The sequence below is a fragment of the Thiohalobacter sp. COW1 genome, assembly GCF_016629505.1.
In the GTDB taxonomy this organism is placed as follows: Bacteria; Pseudomonadota; Gammaproteobacteria; order Thiohalobacterales; family Thiohalobacteraceae; genus Thiohalobacter; species Thiohalobacter thiocyanaticus_A.
Genome location: NZ_AP024239.1, coordinates 3,527,535 through 3,546,030 on the forward strand (window position 1 = coordinate 3,527,535; position 18,496 = coordinate 3,546,030).

Here is an 18,496-nt window from a genome sequence, read left to right on the forward strand (position 1 = left end):
TACAAAGCTGTTATAAATTGTTGAAGGCCGCGCCCCTGTGGGCTCATTCCGACGCAGGCCGGAATCTGATGGCCACGGCGGTTTCTGGATTCCGGCATTCGCCGGAATGACGGGAAATATATCAGGTAATACTGTGAGTCTTGCATGACTGAAATGAACTTCTCTGCGTCTCTGCGGCCTCTGCGTTATTGTCACGCAGTCTGGAGATTAGTCTTCAGCCATGGCTAAATCCGAACATATCTATGGCATCCACGCGGTCGAGGCGTGGCTCCGCCGTTCTCCCGAGCGCCTGCGCCAGCTGTGGCTGCAGGAGGGACGTGACGATGCCCGTCTGCAGGGCCTGGCGGCCGCGGCCGAGCGGGCGGGCGTCAAGCCCCAGCGCGTGCCGCGCGCGACCCTGGAGCGACTGGCCCCGGAGGCGCGCCACCAGGGCGTGGTGGCCGAGGTGCTGCCGCTGCCGCCCGGCGATGAATCCGGACTGCAGAATCTGATCGAAGCGCTGGGGCCGCAGGCCCTGCTGCTGGTGCTGGACGGGGTGCAGGACCCGCACAACCTGGGGGCCTGTCTGCGCACGGCGGATGCCGCCGGTGCCGACGCCGTGGTGCTGCCGCGCGACAAGTCCGCCGGTCTCACCCCGGTGGCGCGCAAGGTGGCCTCGGGGGCGGCGGAGACCCTGCCGGTATTCACCGTGACCAACCTGGCGCGCGTCCTCGAGCGGCTCAAGGCGGCCGGCTTCTGGCTCTACGGCGCCGCCGGGGAAGCCGATCAGAGCCTGTACGAACAGTCACTTGAGGGACGCGTGGCCTGGGTGCTCGGGGCCGAGGGCAAAGGTCTGCGGCGCCTGACCCGCGACCATTGCGACGTCCTGGTGCGCATCCCCATGGGGGGCACGGTCGCGAGCCTGAATGTCTCGGTGGCCACCGGGGTGGTGCTGTTCGAGACCCGTCGGCAACGGCTGGCAGCCCTAAGGGATTGAATCGGCAGCAGCCTGCACGTAGAATACACCGCCTTTCGGACCGCTGTGGCGGGCCGGAACTCCCTTGCCGCACCGGAATGGCCGGGCGGCTGCTGAATCCACAAGGGGTTTACAATGCGACACTATGAAATCGTGTTTCTGGTCCATCCGGACCAGAGCGAGCAGGTCAATGCCATGGTCGACCGCTACCGTGCGACGATCGAGAACGGCGGCGGCAGTATCCACCGGCTCGAAGACTGGGGCCGCCGGCAGCTGGCCTATCCCATCCAGAAACTCCACAAGGCCCACTACGTGCTGATGAACGTCGAGTGCGGCCAGGACGTGCTGGACGAACTCAACAGCGCCTTCCGTTTCAACGACGCCGTGCTGCGCAGCCTGGTCATTGCCCGGGACGAGGCCGTGACCGAGGCCTCGCCGCTGGCGCGCAAGGACGACAAGGACAGCGACGAGGGCGAGTCCAGGAGCGGGTCCCAGGACAGCGAAGACGCCGCCTGAGCGGGCGTACGCGGGGGCGCGCTTGGAGCGCAATCAGGTCCGGATCGACGGCCGGGTGAGCCGGGCCGCGCAGCTGCGTCAGTCGCCGGCCGGCATCCCCATCGCGCACTTCGTCCTCGACCACCAGTCGGAACAGACCCAGGCCGGCCTGCGCCGGCAGAGCCGGTTCCGCATCGCGGTGGTCGCCGCCGGCGCCGAACTGGCTGCGCAGGCCGGGCGGCTGCAGCGGGACGACCGGGTCCGGGTCAGCGGCTTTCTCAGCCGCGCCGATTCGCGCAGCGGGGACCAGCGCCTGGTCATACACGCACAACAGATCGAATACGCGGGGCTCGCAGAGCCCGCAGACTGAAGAGGAAGACAACAGATGGCACGCTTTTTTCGTCGCAGGAAATTCTGCCGCTTCACCGCCGAGGGCGTGAAGGAGATCGACTACAAGGATCTCGGCACCCTGAAGAACTACATCACCGAGACCGGCAAGATCGTTCCCAGCCGGATCACGGGCACCAGCGCCAAGTATCAGCGCCAGCTGGCCACCGCCATCAAGCGCGCGCGCTACCTGGCCCTGCTGCCCTACAGCGACTCGCACTGAGGCCTTGGGCGGCGCAGGCGCGGCCGCCCGGGCATCCCGGACCGCCGGGGGCTGAATGCGGGCACTGGCCAACTATGTCATGCGCGGCCGTCTGGCCGCGATCGCGGTGCTGGTGGTGAGCTCCTTCGCCGCCCTGCTGCTGCCGCCGCTGACCTCGCCGCTGGCCTATGTCGGCGGCGGCGCGCTGGGTCTGGTGACCCTGCGCCGCGGGGCCGGGGAGGGCGGCATCGTGCTCGCCGGCGGCCTGGTCGGCATGAGCCTGCTGGGCCTGGCCCTGGGGGATACGCCGACCGTACTGGTCCTGACCGGCCTGATCCAGTGGCTGCCGCTGTGGCTGGTGGCCTTGGTGCTGCGGGTGACGGTGTCCTGGCAGCGCACCGTGCAGGCGATCCTGGGCCTGGGCGCGGCCTTCGTGCTGCTGCAGTACCTGTGGCTGGGGGATCCCGGCCAGTGGTGGGAGGCGCAGCTGCGGCCGGTGGTGGAACGGATGCAGGCCGGCGGCGGCCAGGACCTGGAGGCCATGCTGGTCCAGGTGGCGGGCTGGATGCCGGCCCTGGTGGCCACCGCCCTGATTGTCGGCATCACCCTGAGTTTGGCCCTGGCGCGGGCCTGGCAGTCGCAGTTGTACAATCCGGGCGGCTTCGGCCGGGAGTTCCGGGAATTCCGGCTGGGCACCGCGACCGCGCTGCTGAGCGTGGCGCTGCTGCTGATCGGCATCGCCACCGAAGGCGCTCTGGGCGGGCTGGCCGCCCAGCTGGTCTGGATTCTGGCCGCAGGCTGCCTGTTGCAGGGCATTGCCGTGGCCCACGGCATCGTCAACCGGCGGGGGCTGGCCCGCGGCTGGCTGGTGGCCATCTATGTACTGTTGCTGTTTGTCCAGCCTTACAGCGGCCTGGTGCTGGCCCTGACCGGGCTGGCGGACAACTGGTTCGATTTTCGTCAACGCGTCGCCGCACCCCCGGCATGAGGGCGGCGGCAACGATCACAGCGTGAGGTGTGTCATGGAAGTGATTCTTCTGGAAAAGGTGGCCAATCTGGGCGCCCTGGGCGACCAGGTCAGGGTCAAGCCCGGCTATGGCCGCAATTATCTGATCCCGCAGGGCAAGGCCACCCCGGCCACCCCCGAGAACATCGAGAAGTTCGAGCAGCGCCGGGCCGAGCTGGAGCGCCAGGCCGCCGAGGCCCTGGCTGCCGCCCAGACCCGGGCGGAGAAACTGGAGGGCTATGAGCTGACCCTGACCGCCAAGGCCGGCGACGAGGGCAAGATGTTCGGCTCGGTCGGCACCTCCGACATCGCCGAGGGCCTGCAGGCGGCCGGTCACGAGGTCGAGCGTCAGGAAGTGCTGCTGCCTGAGGGCGCCTTCCGTCAACTCGGCGAATACGAGGTCCAGCTGCGCCTGCACGCCGACGTGGAAGCCACCATCAAGCTGGTGATCGTCGCCGAGTAAGGCCAACCCCCTGATATCCATCAGGGCTGTTGCACCTCATGCCAACCCCCGGCCGCGGCCGCTTGTCCGTGGCCGGGGGGCTTTGTATGCTGGCAGGCAATCCCGGATACGCCGCCCGCAGGTATAATCACACTCATGCCCGATACCCTTTCCACGGCCGATGCCCTGGCATCACAGACCGAAGCGCTGAAGGTCCCGCCGCACTCCATACCCGCCGAGCAGTCGGTGCTGGGCGGCCTGATGCTGGACAACGAGGCCTGGGACCGGATCGCCGACCGGGTGGCCGAGGATGATTTCTACCGCCGCGACCATCGCCTGATCTTCCGTGCCATCGCCGAACTGGCCGAGCACGGCAAGCCGCTGGACGTGGTCACCCTGGGCGAGTGGCTGGAAAATGCCGATCTGCTCGAGGAGGCCGGCGGCATGGGGTATCTGGGCGAACTGGCCCGCAACACCCCCAACGCGGCCAATATCACCGCCTATGCCGACATCGTGCGCGAGCACTCTATCCTGCGCCAGCTGGTGCAGGTCGGCACCGATGTGGCCAACAGCGCCTACTTTCCGGAAGGGCGCAATGCTCAGGAACTGCTCGATCACGCCGAGCAGAAGGTGTTCACCATCGCCGAGCAGGGCAAGCGCGGCCGCACCGGTTTCACCGCCATCAAGGATCTGCTCACGAAGACGGTCGACCGCATCGACTACCTGTTCCAGCTCGACAATCCCATCACCGGCGTGCCCACCGGCTTCAACGACTTCGACGAGATGACCGCCGGGCTGCAGCCCTCGGACCTGGTCATCGTGGCCGGCCGCCCCTCCATGGGCAAGACCACCTTCGCCATGAACATCGTCGAGCACGCCGCGATCAAGAACAAGACGCCGGTCGCGGTGTTCAGCATGGAGATGCCGGGCGAACAGCTGGCCATGCGCATGATGTCCTCGCTCGGGCGCATCGACCAGCACAAGGTGCGCACCGGCAAGCTCGAGGACGAGGACTGGCCGCGGCTGACCTCGGCGGTGAGCATCCTGGCCGACGCGCCCCTGTTCATCGACGACACCCCGGCGCTCAGCCCCAACGACCTGCGGGCCCGGGCCCGGCGCCTGAAGCGCGAGCACGACCTGGGCCTGATCGTGATCGACTACCTGCAGTTGATGCAGTCCTCCAGCCGATCCGACAACCGCGCCGCCGAGATCTCGGAGATCTCGCGCTCGCTCAAGGCCCTGGCCAAGGAACTGCACGTGCCGGTGGTGACTCTGTCGCAGCTCAACCGCAGCCTGGAGCAGCGTCCCAACAAGCGCCCGGTGATGTCGGACCTGCGCGAGTCGGGCGCCATCGAGCAGGACGCGGACATGATCGTGTTCATCTACCGCGACGAGGTCTACAACGAGGACAGCCCGGACAAGGGCACCGCCGAGATCATCGTCGGCAAGCAGCGTAACGGTCCCATCGGCACCCGCCGTCTGACCTTCCTCGGCCAGTACACCCGGTTCGAGAATTTCACCATGGACGATTACGGCGTCGAGGACTTTGCATGACCCGTCCCGTCCGTGCGCGCGTCGTGCTCGACGCGCTGCGGTCCAATCTGGAACTTGCCCGCCGCACCGCCCCGCACAGCCGTATCCTGGCCGTGGTCAAGGCCAATGCCTACGGTCATGGCCTGGTGCCGGTGGCTCAAGCCCTGGAGGCCGCCGATGCCTTCGGCGTGGCCGGGGTGGAAGAGGCGCTTCTCCTGCGCCAGGCCGGCATTAAAAAACCCATTGTCCTGTTAGAGGGCTTCTTTCATGGCGCCGAACTGGATGAGGTCATCCGGCATCGCCTGAGTCTGGTGCTGCATGCCGCGCATCAGGTCGAGGCACTGGCTGCGGCCGCGCCCGCGGCGCCGCTGCGGGTCTGGGTCAAGCTCGATACCGGCATGCACCGGCTGGGCTTCGCGCCCGGCGAACTGCCGTCCGTGCTGCAGCGGTTGCAGGCACTGGAGGGGGTGGAGCTGGCCGGCCTGATGACCCATTTCGCCTGCGCGGATGACCGTGCGGATCCCGCCACCCGCCGGCAACTCGAACGCTTCGACGCGCTGGCCGGGGGACTGGAGGGTGAACACAGCCTGGCCAATTCCGCCGCCCTGCTGGGCTGGCCGCAGACGCATGCCGGCTGGGTCCGGCCCGGCCTTATGCTCTACGGCATCTCGCCCTTCGTTGACAGTCTGGCCGCTGATCACGGTCTGCGCCCCGCCATGACCCTGGAGACCGAACTCATCGCCATCCGCGACTGCGCCGCCGGCGATGCCGTCGGCTACGGCGGGGCCTGGGTCTGCCCCGAGGCCATGCCGGTGGGGGTGGCCGCCATCGGTTACGGCGACGGCTATCCGCGCCATGCCCCGGCCGGTACCCCGGTGCTGGTCGACGGTCGGCCGGCGCAGCTCGTCGGGCGCGTCTCCATGGACATGATCACCCTCGATCTGCGCGGCCTGCCCGAGGCCCGGGTGGGCAGCCGGGTCAGCCTGTGGGGCGAGGGGCTGCCGGTCGAGCATATCGCCCGCGCGGCCGGGACCATCCCCTATGAACTGGTCTGCGCCGTGACCGCGCGGGTGCCCTTGCTGTATGAGTGAGCAAGTAGGATGGGTGAAGGCGCGCAGGGCCGTAACCCATCACCCGGCCGGGGCATGGCGATGGGTTACGCTGCGCTTCACCCATCCTACAGGCTGACCCCTGACTCCGGCACATCCCTTGCATTTCCTTCCGGCAGACGCCGAAACGTCAAATCCGTGACTGAGCGTCATCATTAAGAATCAGCCGGAGTCGGGATCTTGGAAATCGCTTTCCGCCGCTGTCGCGGCCTGTGTCTGCTGGTGAATTGCCTGCTGTTGTGTCTGCCGGCCGCAGCGGCCGGATCGGAGGATATCGCCCGCCTGCTGCGCGACGGCGACACCACGGCCGCCTGGGAACAGGCCCGGATGCTTGCCCCCGAGCGGGCGGGCGAGCCGGCGTTCGACATGCTCTACGGCCTGGCAGCGGTCCGGTCCGGGCATCCCGAACACGCCGTGTTCGCCTTCGAGCGGGTGGTGGCACTGGAGCCGGGCAATCACCGGGCCCGGGTGGAACTGGCCCGGGCCCATTATCTCGCGGGCAACCTCAACCTCGCCAGCGCCGAGTTCGAGCGGGTGCTGGCCATCAATCCACCGCAGCGGGTGCGTGATAACGTACATACCTTTCTGGATGCCATCGAGCGCCGCCAGGCGAGCCTGTCGACGCGGGTCACCGGCTATCTGGAGTTGCGGGCAGGCACGGACAGCAACGTCAACAGCGCCACCTCGGATGACACCCTCGAGATTCCGGCGCTGGGCACCTTCACGCTCAATGGGGCCAGCCTCGACCGCAGTGACGAATTCGTGGAGAAGAATGCCGGCCTGGCGGTGGTGCATCCGCTGACCCGGCGGCATGCCCTGTTCGCCGACCTTACCTACAAGGACCGGGAGAACATCGAGACCCAGGCCTACGATCTGCGCTCGGTGACGCTCAATGCCGGCCCCATGCTCGCCGTTGCCGGCGGCCGGCTGCGGCTGCCCCTGAACTATCAATTCCTGTATCTGGACAACAGCAAGTACCGCCGCCTCGGCAGCGTCGGTTTCGACTGGACGCGTGACCTGGGACGGCGGGACCAGCTGCAGCTGTTCGGCCAGTACGGCAGCCTGCGTTACCCGGATAACGCGGCGCGCAACGCCCGGCTGGCGCTGGGCGGCGCCGGCTGGAGCCATCGCTTCCCCGATCCGGATGTGCAACTCTCGGCCAGTGCCTATGTCGGCGACGAGGCCACCCACGATACCGTCGGCGAACACAACGGCAAGCAGTATCTGGGCCTGCGCCTGGGCGGCCAGTGGACGCTCACCCCGCATCACAGCCCCTATTTCTCGCTGGCGGCGCAGTGGAGCGAACACGACGCGAGGGATCCGGTCTTCGCCCGGACCCGCGAGGACGAGTTCGCCGAGGCCCGCCTGGGCTGGGCCTGGACACCCGCCGATGCCTGGCTGTGGCGGATCGAGCTGGCCTATACCCGCAACGATTCCAATATCTCGCTGTACCAGTACACCCGCAGGCAGGCCTTTGCGGGCGTGACCTGGCGGTTCGATTGATCGAGGTGTGACATGCAAGCGATCGCGCGTTCAACCCTTGCCCTTCCGGGGCTGCTGCTCGGTCTGTGTCTGCTGTGCGGGCTGACGAGCGTGCAGGCCGCCCCGGCAGCGGCCGGCCATGTGATCATCGCCCGGGGTGAGGTGCAGGCCATCTCAGCCGCGGGCGAGGCGCGCGACCTGCGCCGTCGTTCCCCCTTCTATGCCGGGGAAACGCTGATGACCGGCACCGATGCCACGGCCCAGCTGCGCTTCAGTGACGGCGCCCTGGTCGCGCTCAGGCCGGACACCGAGTTCCGGGTCGACCGCTACCGCTACGAGGCCGGGGGCGGGGAGGGCGACGAGAGCATCTCCACCCTGATCAAGGGCGGCTTGCGCACCATCACCGGCGCCGTCGGCAAGCAGGACCCGGACAGCTATCGGGTCGATACCCCGGTGGCGACCATCGGCGTGCGCGGTACCCATTATGAAGCCGTGGTGGGCGCAGGCCTGGCGGTTGCCGTCTGGCAGGGCGGCGTCACGCTACGCAATGAAGGCGGGGCGCTGAATCTGGGTCAGGGTGCCAATTACAGTTTCGCCACCATCGCCAGTGCCGACCGTCCGCCGCGGGGACAGCTGCAGCCGCCGCCCGGACTGAAAGCCCCGGTGGATGAGTTTGCCCCCGGTGGCAGTGACGATCCCGCCGGCGAAGAAGATGGGGGCGAGGGCGAGGATCAGACCGCCGCGGACACTGATGCGACAGCGACTGACAGCGGAACTGCGGATGAGGACAGGCAGACCTCGGAGTCGACAGCGACCACAACGGGGACCGGGAGCGAGGGCGACAGTGCGACCGCGGACTCCGGCGATGACACCCTGGTGGCTCCTGTGTCGGAGGCGGATACCCTGGACGCTGAAACCTCACTGGATACGACCACGGACACCACGCTCAGCGGCACCACCACCGACACCACGCTGGATACGACCTTTACCGTCTCCGAGCCGGTGGATACCGTCAGTGACATCACCACTCAGGACGCGCGGCTGTCGGATACGGAATGGCAGCAACTCTACAGCGGCAGCCACCTCGGCCTCATCCTGGAGGCGAACAGCGCCACGCAGGGGATGCGCGGCGGGCGTGCGATCGCCGACCCTGCCGGCTCGCCGGTGTTCACGGAGAACGGGTATGCGCCGTTCGAACCCGAGTATGCCGATGCCCCGATAAAGGAAGTGTTCCGCCGTGGCGGCGCGGCACTGGATGCGCTCGGCAGCCATACCGTCGACAGCAACCATACGGTGTACTGGGGGGTGTGGAACGGCAATCCGGATCCGGTGATCATCCAGACCGATGCCACTGATCCCGATGTCATTCGCACCAGCAACAAGCCCTTCTTCTGGGCGACCCTGCAGCCGACGGACCCGGCGGTACTGGATGCGCGTAGCGGTGTGGTCAGCTACAACAATGTGATCGCGGTGCAGGGCGGCGGCAGCGGCGGCCAGATCACTGCGGCCGATGTGACCTTCACGCTGGATGTGAACTTCGATACCGGCGCCGTGAGCAATGGCAATCTGCAGATCGGCAATGGCGCCGAGTACTGGAATATCGATCTCGCCGGCCAGATCAAGGGTTCGTTTGCGGATCTGGAGATAGAGCCGACCAGCAGCGTGACCGTCAGCCCGTCGAACTACGGTGTCCTCGGCGAGGTCGTTACGGGCTTTACCGGCAACAACGGCGAAGTGCTGGGCGGCGGTTTCCTGCTTGAGGCCCAGGGTGATCCCGGCATCCATGCCGAGGGCATCCTGCTGGTGGACTAGGGTCGGGGAAGAGCCTCCGGCTGCAGGCTATTTTTCCCGGCGTTCGAACACCCCGTCCCAGTCCGGCGGCAACTCACGCCGGCGCAGCTGATCGATGCGTTCCAGATAGAGCTTGTAGAGCCTGTCGCCGGGCCGCTCGGCGGCCAGCTCGCGAAAGCCGCGGTCGGCCGCGTCCCAGTCCTGGTTCCAGAAGGCCGCCAGCGTGGCGTCGTGACGCTGCAGCCAGTCACTCATCGCGGGCGTCAGTTCCGTCTGCGCACACAGCGGTTCATACACGGTCACCCCCTGCCGCTTGCCCTTGACCCGTACCCGGTCCAGGGTGCGGTAGACGAAACCCGGCGCCAGTTCCCGGGTGCGTTCCCCGACCACCAGCCGCACGCCGTAGTACTTGGTCACGCCTTCCAGCCGTGAGGCGAGATTCACGGCATCGCCCAGCACCGTATAGGCACGGCGGTATTGCGAGCCCATGTCACCGACGTTCATCACGCCGCTGTTGATGCCGATGCCGATATTGATCTCCGGCAGGCCCTCGGCCAGAAACTGTTCCCGCAGCCGATCGGCCGCGGCGAGCATCCCGAGCGCGCCCTCGATGGCATGGCCGGCGTGCCGGGCATCATGCAGCGGTGCACCCCAGAAGGCCATGATCATGTCGCCGACATATTTGTCGATGGTGCCGCGGTGATGAAAGATGGTCTCGGTCATGGGCGTGAAGAAGCGGTTGAGCAGATCCTTCAACTCGCCGGCGCCGAGGCTTTCCGAGATGGTGGTGAAGTTGCGGATGTCGGCGAACAGCACACTCATCTCGCGGCTCTCGCCCTCGGCGTGATACTGCCCCGGATTGCGGCTCATCTCCTCGACCAGCTGCGGCGGGACATACTGGCCGAACATGCCCTTGAGTTGGCGCCGGCGGCGGGCCTCGCCGAGAAAGCCGTAGCTCAGGTTGAACAGCATGATGGCCGCGATGGCCAGCGTCGGCGTGGTGGTGGCCAGCGCCAGTCGGTGCTCGGTCCACAGCCAGAAGTTGCCGGCGATGAAGCCCGACAGGACCAGGGCGGAGAGGAGCAGGATCCACACCGGCCCGAGAAAGGGCAACAGCAGCGCCAGCAGCGAACCCACGCCGATGATGATGAACACATTGGCCCCGCTGGCCCAGTCCGGCTGGTAGGGGAAGTCCCCTGCCAGCAGCCCGGCGATGATGCTGGCATGGATCTCCACCCCGGGATAGACGTTCTGCACCGGTGTGGGCTTGACGTCGGCCAGGGCCAGCGCGGTGGCGCCGACCAGCACGATCCGGTTCTCGACCCGGGCCGGATCGAAGTCGCCCGCCAGCAGGTCCGCGGCGGACAGGTGGTCGAAACTGCCCGCGGGGCCGGTGTAGGGCACCAGCACCTGGGCGCCGGCGTCGGTATGAATGCGCTGGTCGCGGGCCAGTGACAGGTATTCCACCACCTGACCGTTGCCGACCTCCGCGGTGTCGATGCCGATCTGCCGGGCGAACAGATAGACCCGGGCGGTCTCCAGTGCCAGCGAGGGGTACAACTCCCCCTGATGCCGGACCAGCAGGGGGACGCGCCGGATCACGCCGTCGGCGTCAGGCATAACAGTAATGAAGCCGCCATGCCCGGCTGCCTGCTGCAGCAGCGGCAGGTTGGCGGTGTGGGTGGGAAGCTCGGGAACCGCGAACAGCGCGTCCGTCTCACCGGCCAGCGGCGCCGGTGCCGGCAGGATGCCGCTGCTGTCCGCCCGCGCCGTATGCAGGACATAGCCGAGCACGGTATCCATGCCGGTCAGGGCACGGGCCAGCCGCCGATCGCCGTCCCGGGCGCGCGCCAGCGCCAGCAGCGCCTCATAGCGGCCGGCAGCGGGGTCGGCCTGCTGCGCGATCAGGGCCTTCAGGGTGTCGACCTCGCTGCGTTCCGGCTCGGACATGACCAGATCGAAGGCAACCACGGCCGCGCCGGCATCGCGCAGGCTGTCGACCACCTGCGCCAGTCGCTGTCGCGGCCAGGGCCAGCGGCCTTCCTGTTGCAGACTCTGTTCGTCGATGTCCAGGATCAGGATGGTGTCATTGGCGGCCGGCGCGGCCGGCAGGCCCAGGTTGAGCCGCAGGTCATAGCTCAGATACTCGAGCCGCTCGCGCAGTGTACTGACCGGTTCCCGTCCGGTGGTTTCCACCCAGGTGCCGATCAGGGCCAGCAGCAGGCCGGCCAGGATGGCGGCGACACGGGGTGATCTGTGCAGGGCGGCAGGCAAACGGGTGCTTCCCTCTCCAAACGCAAGGCCCGGGCGGTCCGACGCCGGGGGTGACTGTAAAGACGTCGGCAGCTTTGACAGCTTCTGCGAAATACCAATCATTCGCGTCTGCAGTCCACCCGTCTGATCGGGCGTGGGATTTCCTGCCGTCCGCTCGCGACCGCCGCGCGTTGCTCGTCACCGGATTTTACAGCATCCCGGGCAGGTTAATCTCAATTTATTGTTTTAAATATATTTTATTTCAAGGCATGCATGTTGCTCCTGTCTTCCTGTCCCCATGCAGGAGCGACCGCCATGAAGACACAGCCTACCCAGCTCGAGAACATCGTCGGCCTGCTGGTCCTGGTGGCCGTGCTGTTGCTGGCGGGCATGGATCTGGGGCCGCTGGTCTGACCCCGCCCTGATTCCTGCCATTGCCGCCGCCTGTCATCTGGCGGGACGGGCGGCGATACAGTGCCTCTTCCCCATCCCCGAACCAGTCCGTAGACTTCCAGTCTCTGCCCGGACTGGACGAGGATTCACCGTGTCGAAAGGCAAGACCGCCTACAGTTGCAGCGCCTGCGGGGCGCAGTCGCCCAAGTGGGCCGGCCAGTGCCCCGAGTGCGGCGAGTGGAACACCCTGGTGGAGGTCGTCGCCATGGCGGCCGCGCCGGCCGCCCCGCGCTTCGCCGGCTATGCCGGGGCGGCCGAGACCCGGGTGCGCGACCTGGCCGATGTCCAGCCCGAGTCGGCCGAGCGCATCCCCACCGGCAGCGAGGAACTCGACCGGGTGCTCGGCGGCGGCCTGGTGGGGGGCTCGGTGGTGCTGCTGGGCGGCGACCCCGGCATCGGCAAATCGACCCTGCTGCTGCAGACCCTGACCGATCTGGGCACACGCCTGCCCGCGCTCTATGTCACCGGCGAGGAGTCGCCCGAGCAGGTCGCCCTGCGCGCGCGCCGCCTGGGCCTGGCCAGCGAGCACACCCGGCTGCTGGCCGAGACCGCGGTGGAGCGCATCATCGAGATCGCCCGGCGCGAGCAGCCGCGGGTGCTGGTCATCGATTCCATCCAGACCCTCTACACCGCGGTGCTGCAGTCCGCGCCCGGGTCGGTGGCGCAGGTGCGCGAGAGCGCGGCCCAGCTGGTGCGCTACGCCAAGGCCAGCGGCACCGCCCTGTTCCTGGTTGGGCATGTGACCAAGGAGGGCACCCTGGCCGGGCCGCGGGTGCTGGAGCACATGGTCGACACCGTGCTCTATTTCGAGGGCGATGCCGGCGGGCGTTACCGGGTGGTGCGGGCGATGAAGAACCGCTTCGGCGCGGTCAACGAGATCGGCGTCTTCGCCATGACCGAGAAGGGACTGAAGGCGGTGAGCAATCCCTCGGCGATCTTTCTGTCGCGTCACGACGAGCCGGTGCCGGGCAGCGTGGTGATGGTCACCCGCGAGGGTACCCGACCGCTGCTGGTGGAGGTGCAGGCGCTGGTGGCCGACAGCCACCTGTCCAACCCGCGCCGGGTCACCCTGGGCCTGGAGCAGAACCGGCTGTCTATGCTGTTGGCCGTACTGCACCGCCACGGCGGCATCGCGGTGGCCGATCAGGACGTGTTCGTGAACGTGGTCGGCGGGGTGCGGGTCAGCGAGACAGCAGCCGACCTGGCGGTGCTGGTTGCCGCCCTGTCGAGCTTCCGCGACCGGCCGCTGCCGGCGGACTGGATCGTGTTCGGCGAGGTCGGCCTGGCCGGCGAGATCCGCCCGGTGCCGAATGGCGTGGAGCGGCTGCGCGAGGCGGCCAAGCACGGCTTCAGAAAGGCGCTGGTGCCGGCGGCCAACCTCAAGCAGGTGAAGGTGGAAGGCCTGGAGACGGTACCGCTGAAGCGGCTGGCGGATCTGTTTGATCAGATTTGATGGCTGAAGACCTCAACGCAGAGGCGCCAAGACGCAGAGTACGCAAAGAATAGATAATGAATGCACTTCTGTTATTGGAGTCTCTGCGTGATGTGCAGTATGTAGGTCGGTTTAGCGTAGCGTAACCCGACGGTGCGCGTCATGTTGGGTTACGGTGCTATGCACCTAACCCAACCTACAAATACATTGGATCTTCTCTGCGTCCCCTGCGCCTTCGCGCCTCTGCGTTGAAGGTTTTTTATATCGAACCGCCTAACCCAGGCTGGCCAGTTCGCGTTCGAGCAGATCGGGGTTGCCGAGGTTGAGCTCCACCAGCCGGCGCAGGTGGGTGATGCTGTCCAGGTCGATATCCTCGCAGCGCAGACCCAGTCGGTCCTCCTCCTGATGGGCGACGCTGACATCCATGGCAATGACCGCGTCCTCGCCCAGCCGGAGCTCCAGCCGGAACGGCCCTTCGGTGCGGCCATCCCAGTCATCGGGCCGGGCGATCAGCGCGCCCTTCAGCGAGATGTCGAGCAATTCCACCGGCCACTGCCGATCGCCGGCGGACAGGCGGGCATCGGCATCGAAGGGGATGCGGGTGAAGCGGCGCCGCTGCACCGGTTCGGGTTCGGAACCCGCGGCGGCGGATGCGGCGGCGGTCTGCGGCTGATCGAGAAAGAACTGCAGTTCCAGCCGGCCGATCTGCAGCCGATCGCCCTCGTGCAGTTCGCGCGAACTGTCACCGATGTCCTCGCCGTTCACGCGCGGCGCGGTGTCGCCCTCCAGGTGGGACAGGTAATAGCCCCTGTCGCGGCGGGCGATCATGGCGACATGTTCGCCCTGCTTGCCCACCCGGGTCAGGGCGCGGTCGAGGCGGATGGTGCGGCCGAAATGGCTGCCGCTCATGATCTGCATCCAGCCGGTGCTTCGGTGGCGGGTGATGGGGGTGACGTTGGTCTGTTCCGTGCCGCCCTCGCTGCTGTAGGTGAGCAGGTGCTTGCCGATCTGGATGCGGTCGCCCTCGGCGAGGGTGTGCGCGGCCTCGATGGCCGTGCCGTTGACCTGGACAACGGCCTCGGGACGCGGTGTGAGATGGATACCTGCGGCATCGAGCCGGAGATCGGCGTGCTGCGGCTCCACGGCCAGGCTGTCGATATGGATCTGACACTGGGGGTCGCGGCCGATGCACAGGTTCTCCCCCAGCAGGGGGAATATCCTCAGTACCCGCTCTTTGAATGTCAGTGTCAGTTTGGCCATGTCTCTCCCCGCCACCCGGACGGATGAAAATTCCAATGGGAATCACGTGCCTGGCAGGCATTTTCGATTCGAGCATGGCAGAACGGGGCGTCCGCCTCCATGCCACTTGTCAGAGTATCGGCGCCGTTGGTCCGTTTATTTAGGGCCTGTTGACAGGCCCTGGCGCCCGGGACGGCAAGGCAGGGCTGGGGGATGGGGCGTGGGGCCGGCGCGGGTCAGTGTCGGGCCTGCGGCTTACGCCGCTTCGGAAACACCCGCACCGTCTTCACCGCATTGTCCTTGGTCTGGACGATCTCCACCGGATAGTCCGCGAGCAGCAGGCTGGTGCCCGGCTCGGGGATGTCCTCCATGTGTTCCAGGATCAGGCCGTTGAGCGTCTTCGGGCCGCTGGTCGGCAGTTCCATCTTCAGGGCCCGGTTCAGTTCGCGCACCGCGGCGGTGGCGTCGACCAGAAAGCTGCCGTCGTCCTGCGGGGTGATGTCCTTGTAGAGTGAATAGGGATCGGTGGTGAACTCGCCGACGATCTCCTCCAGGATATCCTCGAGCGTGGCCAGGCCCAGGATGTCGCCGTACTCGTCCACCACCAGGCCGGTGCGCCGGCCCTCGCGCTGGAAGTTCAGCAGCTGCCGGTTCAGCGGCGTGCCCTCGGGGATGAAGTAGGGGTCGCGGGCAATGCGGCGGATGCTCTCGTGGCTGAGTTCACCGGCGCGCAGCAGCGGCGTGACATTGCGCATGTGCAGGATGCCGACCACGTGATCGATGGATTCCTCGTAGACCGGCAGCCGGGTGTACTGGGTGTGGGAGAGGAAGTCCTCGATCTCCTCCAGGCTCTCGGTCAGGTCCACGCCGTCGATCTCGTTGCGCGGCACCATGATGTCCTCGACCGTGATCTTTTCCAGGTCGAGCAGGTTGAGCAGCATCTTCTGGTGGCGCTTGGGGATCATGGCGCCGGCCTCCAGCACCACGGTACGCAGTTCCTCGCTGGACAGGGCCGTGTCACCGGCCTGTTCGGGCGAGACCCCGAACAGGCGCAGAATGCTGTTGGCGATGACATTGATCACCCAGACCAGCGGGTAGAACAGGCGCAGCAGCGGCCCGTAGACGAAGGCGGCGGGAAAGGCGATGCGTTCCGGTCGCAGGGCCGCCAGGGTCTTGGGCGTGACCTCGGCGAACAGCAGGATCACGACGGTCAGCAGTGCGGTGGCCACCATGATTCCGGCCTCGCCCAGCAGCCGCAGGGCGATCACCGTGGCCAGGGCCGAGGCCAGGATGTTGACGAAGTTGTTGCCCAGCAGGATCAGGCCGATCAGGCGGTCGGGACGCTCCAGCAGCTTCTGGGCGCGTCTGGCCCCGGCATTGCCGCCGCGCGCCAGGTGGCGCAGCCGATAGCGGTTCAGCGTCATCAGGCCCGTTTCCGAGCCGGAAAAGAAGGCCGAGAGGATGATCAGGAAAAACAGGACTCCCAGCAGGACGCTAAGGGGAATATCAGCCAAGGGATCGGTTGCTCCGGATTCTTATAAGGATGAAATTGTAGGTTAAGGCGTGGAGCCTGTCAGGCCCGGAGAAGGATCTCCAGCACCAGCTTGGTGCCGAAATAGGACAGCATGAGGAAGATGAAACCGCCCAGGGTCCAGCGAATCGCGGTGCGGCCGCGCCAGCCGAAACGCCAGTGCCCCCACAACAGTACCCCGAACACGGCCCAGGCGATGATCGACAGCACTGTCTTGTGCACCAGATGCTGGGCGAAGATGTCCTCCAGGAACAGGACCCCGGTGACCAGTGCCAGGGTGAGCAGGGCGAAGCCCACCCCGATCAGCTGCATCAGGATCAGGTCCATGCCGCGCAGCGGTGGCAGCACCTGCAGGATGCCGCCCAGCCGGTGATGGCGCAGCTGGTGTTCCTGTACCGCCAGCAGCAGCGCCTGCAGCGCGGCCAGGCCCAGCACGCTGTAGGCGATGACCGAGATCAGCACGTGCAGGTCCAGCTGCCAGCTGGACTGGTCGAGAATGATGTGCTCGGTCGAGTAGGCGAACATCAGGGCGATGGTGAGCGCCGCCACCGGCAGCAGCAGTACGCCGAGATTTTCCAGCGGCCGGTACAGCGAGGCCAGCAGCAGCAGGGCGGCGCTGAGCAGGGCGATCAGGGAGGCGGCATTGAAGAAGCCCAGGTTCAGCCCCGAGGCCGTGACCAGGGCCGGCCAGAGCACCACAGCATGCAGCACCACGCCGGCAAATCCGAGTCCGATCACACTGTTACGACCGCCGGCACCCGGCTCCAGGCCGCGCACCATGCGCGCGACCAGCAGGCTGCTGGAGGCGAGGTAAAGAAGTATGGCCAGGATGCCGATGAGGTGCGTATGCATGGGGCTAGGGCCTGTTAACACTAATCCAATCGCCTCTGCTGGGGCTGATTTTTCGTCCAGCAAGGCAGAATGAGCTGAAGTGTAGTGACGCTACATGAGCGAATGATAACGCCGCTGGACGGAAAATCAGCCCCAGCCCTGCGGGTTGGGCCTGAAAAAGCGCCACTCGTCGTTGCTCGTCGCTTATTTGGAATCACCAAACTGCGCTCCTCGCGCCTTGATTGGCGCTTTTTCAGGCTCAACAGAGACGATTGGATTAGTGTTAACAGGCCCTAAACAGCGGATTTCCGGAAGCTATTCCGACGAATGCCAGCAGGCAGGATAAAGCCAACCCCGGCGGACTGCAATAAGGGTCCGGGCGGGCAGCTGGCGATGCAATGCGGATGACAAAGGGCGAAATGTGAAACCTTCGACAGCCAGACCGGGACCGATGGGCGCAGAGTGTCGACAGGATACGGACATGGAACAGGCAGTCGGACTGGACACAATGCAGATTCGAACGCTGGGCTGCAGCGGCGGCATCGGCGGCGAACTGCGCACGACCTGCTTCCAGGTCGATGACGACATCCTCATCGATGCCGGCACCGGCCTGGGCAACCTGTCGCTGGAGGAAATGAAGGCCATCCGCCATATCTTCCTCACCCATTCGCATCTGGATCATCTGGCCGGCATCCCGCTGATGGTGGATTCCATCTTCGGCGATATCACCGAGCCGGTGGTGGTGCATGCCGCGCCGCCCACGCTGAGGGCGCTGCGCGAGCATATCTTCAACTGGGTGATCTGGCCCGATTTCTCCGTCCTGCCCACGGCCGGCCGGCCGGTGATCCGCTTCGAGGAGATGCATCCGGGCGAAAGCGTCGAACTCGGCGGTCGTCGTATCGAGATGATCGAGGTCAACCATGTCGTGCCCGGCGTGGCCTACTGCATTCAGAAGGGCGGACGGACGTTCGCCTTCAGCGGTGATACCACCACCAACGACACCCTGTGGCCGGTACTCAACCGCCAGGTCCGGCTTGATGCGCTGGTGGTGGAATGCGCCTTCGCCGACGAGGACGAGGAGCTCGCGGGCAAGGCCTTCCACTATTGCCCCCGCACCCTGATTGCGGATCTGGCCAAGCTCGAGCACGCCACCCGGGTCTTCATCACCCACCTCAAGCCCGGGGCCGAGGATCGCATTCTGGCCCAACTCCGGCGCCGGCTGCCGCAACTGGATTTCCGGCGTCTGGCCGGCGGCCAGCTGATCCAGCTATAATTCCCCCTGTATTCTTTTCAGAACCTCCGAATCTCCTTTTCGTCATACCGGCGCAGGCCGGTATCCATGTATTCTGAAACCG

General features: G+C 66.5%; 16 protein-coding genes and 1 pseudogene. 12 read left to right on the forward strand and 5 right to left on the reverse strand.

The genetic code is table 11. The features are described 5' to 3' along the window. Window positions 1-220: 220 nt before the first annotated feature. From rlmB to COW1_RS16815, 10 genes are all read left to right on the forward strand, one after another. Complete coding sequence (rlmB, locus tag COW1_RS16770) at window positions 221-976, forward strand: 23S rRNA (guanosine(2251)-2'-O)-methyltransferase RlmB (RefSeq protein WP_201344915.1); 756 nt, start codon at window positions 221-223, stop codon at window positions 974-976. A 114-nt stretch (window positions 977-1,090) separates the two neighbouring features. After that, window positions 1,091-1,471: a 30S ribosomal protein S6 gene (rpsF, locus tag COW1_RS16775; protein WP_201344917.1), complete on the forward strand. Its 381-nt coding sequence runs from the start codon at window positions 1,091-1,093 to the stop codon at window positions 1,469-1,471. Between the two features lie 22 nt (window positions 1,472-1,493). Continuing rightward, window positions 1,494-1,820, forward strand: coding sequence for a primosomal replication protein N (gene priB / locus COW1_RS16780; RefSeq protein ID WP_201344919.1), 327 nt, complete (start codon window positions 1,494-1,496; stop codon window positions 1,818-1,820). Window positions 1,821-1,835: 15 nt separating this feature from the next. Continuing rightward, window positions 1,836-2,060, forward strand: coding sequence for a 30S ribosomal protein S18 (rpsR, locus tag COW1_RS16785; RefSeq protein WP_201344921.1), 225 nt, complete (start codon window positions 1,836-1,838; stop codon window positions 2,058-2,060). Between the two features lie 55 nt (window positions 2,061-2,115). Further along, window positions 2,116-3,027, forward strand: coding sequence for a DUF2232 domain-containing protein (locus tag COW1_RS16790; protein ID WP_096366906.1), 912 nt, complete (start codon window positions 2,116-2,118; stop codon window positions 3,025-3,027). Between the two features lie 34 nt (window positions 3,028-3,061). After that, complete coding sequence (gene rplI, locus COW1_RS16795; protein ID WP_096366905.1) at window positions 3,062-3,508, forward strand: 50S ribosomal protein L9; 447 nt, start codon at window positions 3,062-3,064, stop codon at window positions 3,506-3,508. A gap of 135 nt (window positions 3,509-3,643) precedes the next feature. Then, window positions 3,644-5,041: a replicative DNA helicase gene (gene dnaB / locus COW1_RS16800; protein WP_201344923.1), complete on the forward strand. Its 1,398-nt coding sequence runs from the start codon at window positions 3,644-3,646 to the stop codon at window positions 5,039-5,041. Continuing rightward, the gene (gene alr, locus COW1_RS16805; protein WP_201344925.1) at window positions 5,038-6,111 is read left to right on the forward strand and encodes an alanine racemase; all 1,074 of its coding nucleotides are present in this window, start codon (window positions 5,038-5,040) and stop codon (window positions 6,109-6,111) included. Before dnaB ends, alr begins: the two co-directional genes overlap by 4 nt. A 198-nt stretch (window positions 6,112-6,309) precedes the next feature. Next, window positions 6,310-7,632: a tetratricopeptide repeat protein gene (locus COW1_RS16810; protein WP_201344927.1), complete on the forward strand. Its 1,323-nt coding sequence runs from the start codon at window positions 6,310-6,312 to the stop codon at window positions 7,630-7,632. 12 nt (window positions 7,633-7,644) lie between these two features. Then, window positions 7,645-9,423: a FecR domain-containing protein gene (locus COW1_RS16815; RefSeq protein WP_201344929.1), complete on the forward strand. Its 1,779-nt coding sequence runs from the start codon at window positions 7,645-7,647 to the stop codon at window positions 9,421-9,423. Between the two features lie 27 nt (window positions 9,424-9,450). Here COW1_RS16815 and COW1_RS16820 read toward each other — a convergent pair whose 3' ends face one another. Further along, window positions 9,451-11,676, reverse strand: a complete 2,226-nt coding sequence (locus COW1_RS16820) for a CHASE2 domain-containing protein (protein WP_242466457.1) — start codon at window positions 11,674-11,676, stop codon at window positions 9,451-9,453. A gap of 523 nt (window positions 11,677-12,199) precedes the next feature. Between COW1_RS16820 and radA the strand changes: the two genes are divergently transcribed. Further along, window positions 12,200-13,561, forward strand: a complete 1,362-nt coding sequence (radA, locus tag COW1_RS16825; RefSeq protein WP_201344933.1) for a DNA repair protein RadA — start codon at window positions 12,200-12,202, stop codon at window positions 13,559-13,561. 252 nt (window positions 13,562-13,813) lie between these two features. On the opposite strand, the gene COW1_RS17300 is transcribed toward radA, so the two are convergent. The 4 genes and pseudogenes from COW1_RS17300 to COW1_RS16840 all read right to left on the reverse strand — a co-directional run bounded on the left by COW1_RS17300 (window position 13,814) and on the right by COW1_RS16840 (window position 17,162). Next, the gene (locus tag COW1_RS17300) at window positions 13,814-14,161 is read right to left on the reverse strand and encodes a PilZ domain-containing protein (protein ID WP_369801271.1); all 348 of its coding nucleotides are present in this window, start codon (window positions 14,159-14,161) and stop codon (window positions 13,814-13,816) included. A gap of 378 nt (window positions 14,162-14,539) precedes the next feature. Further along, window positions 14,540-14,800: pseudogene (locus COW1_RS17305) on the reverse strand (FHA domain-containing protein); the annotation flags it as partial. Window positions 14,801-15,015: 215 nt separating this feature from the next. Beyond that, the gene (locus COW1_RS16835) at window positions 15,016-16,293 is read right to left on the reverse strand and encodes an HlyC/CorC family transporter (RefSeq protein ID WP_201344937.1); all 1,278 of its coding nucleotides are present in this window, start codon (window positions 16,291-16,293) and stop codon (window positions 15,016-15,018) included. A gap of 59 nt (window positions 16,294-16,352) precedes the next feature. After that, window positions 16,353-17,162: an inner membrane protein YpjD gene (locus tag COW1_RS16840; protein WP_201344939.1), complete on the reverse strand. Its 810-nt coding sequence runs from the start codon at window positions 17,160-17,162 to the stop codon at window positions 16,353-16,355. Between the two features lie 487 nt (window positions 17,163-17,649). Here COW1_RS16840 and COW1_RS16845 point away from each other — a divergent pair, with 487 nt between their 5' ends. After that, window positions 17,650-18,414, forward strand: a complete 765-nt coding sequence (locus COW1_RS16845) for an MBL fold metallo-hydrolase (RefSeq protein ID WP_201344941.1) — start codon at window positions 17,650-17,652, stop codon at window positions 18,412-18,414. Window positions 18,415-18,496 lie beyond the last annotated feature (82 nt).

What these genes read in the sequence shown, in the direction of transcription:
- COW1_RS16845 (WP_201344941.1), top strand. Translation starts at nt 17,650, where the DNA reads ATGCAGATTCGAACGCTGGGCTGCAGCGGCGGCATCGGCGGCGAACTG.
- COW1_RS16790 (WP_096366906.1), top strand. Translation starts at nt 2,116, where the DNA reads ATGCGGGCACTGGCCAACTATGTCATGCGCGGCCGTCTGGCCGCGATC.
- dnaB (WP_201344923.1), top strand. Translation starts at nt 3,644, where the DNA reads ATGCCCGATACCCTTTCCACGGCCGATGCCCTGGCATCACAGACCGAA.
- alr (WP_201344925.1), top strand. Translation starts at nt 5,038, where the DNA reads ATGACCCGTCCCGTCCGTGCGCGCGTCGTGCTCGACGCGCTGCGGTCC.
- rplI (WP_096366905.1), top strand. Translation starts at nt 3,062, where the DNA reads ATGGAAGTGATTCTTCTGGAAAAGGTGGCCAATCTGGGCGCCCTGGGC.
- rpsR (WP_201344921.1), top strand. Translation starts at nt 1,836, where the DNA reads ATGGCACGCTTTTTTCGTCGCAGGAAATTCTGCCGCTTCACCGCCGAG.
- COW1_RS16840 (WP_201344939.1), bottom strand. Translation starts at nt 17,162, where the DNA reads ATGCATACGCACCTCATCGGCATCCTGGCCATACTTCTTTACCTCGCC.
- rpsF (WP_201344917.1), top strand. Translation starts at nt 1,091, where the DNA reads ATGCGACACTATGAAATCGTGTTTCTGGTCCATCCGGACCAGAGCGAG.
- COW1_RS16815 (WP_201344929.1), top strand. Translation starts at nt 7,645, where the DNA reads ATGCAAGCGATCGCGCGTTCAACCCTTGCCCTTCCGGGGCTGCTGCTC.
- rlmB (WP_201344915.1), top strand. Translation starts at nt 221, where the DNA reads ATGGCTAAATCCGAACATATCTATGGCATCCACGCGGTCGAGGCGTGG.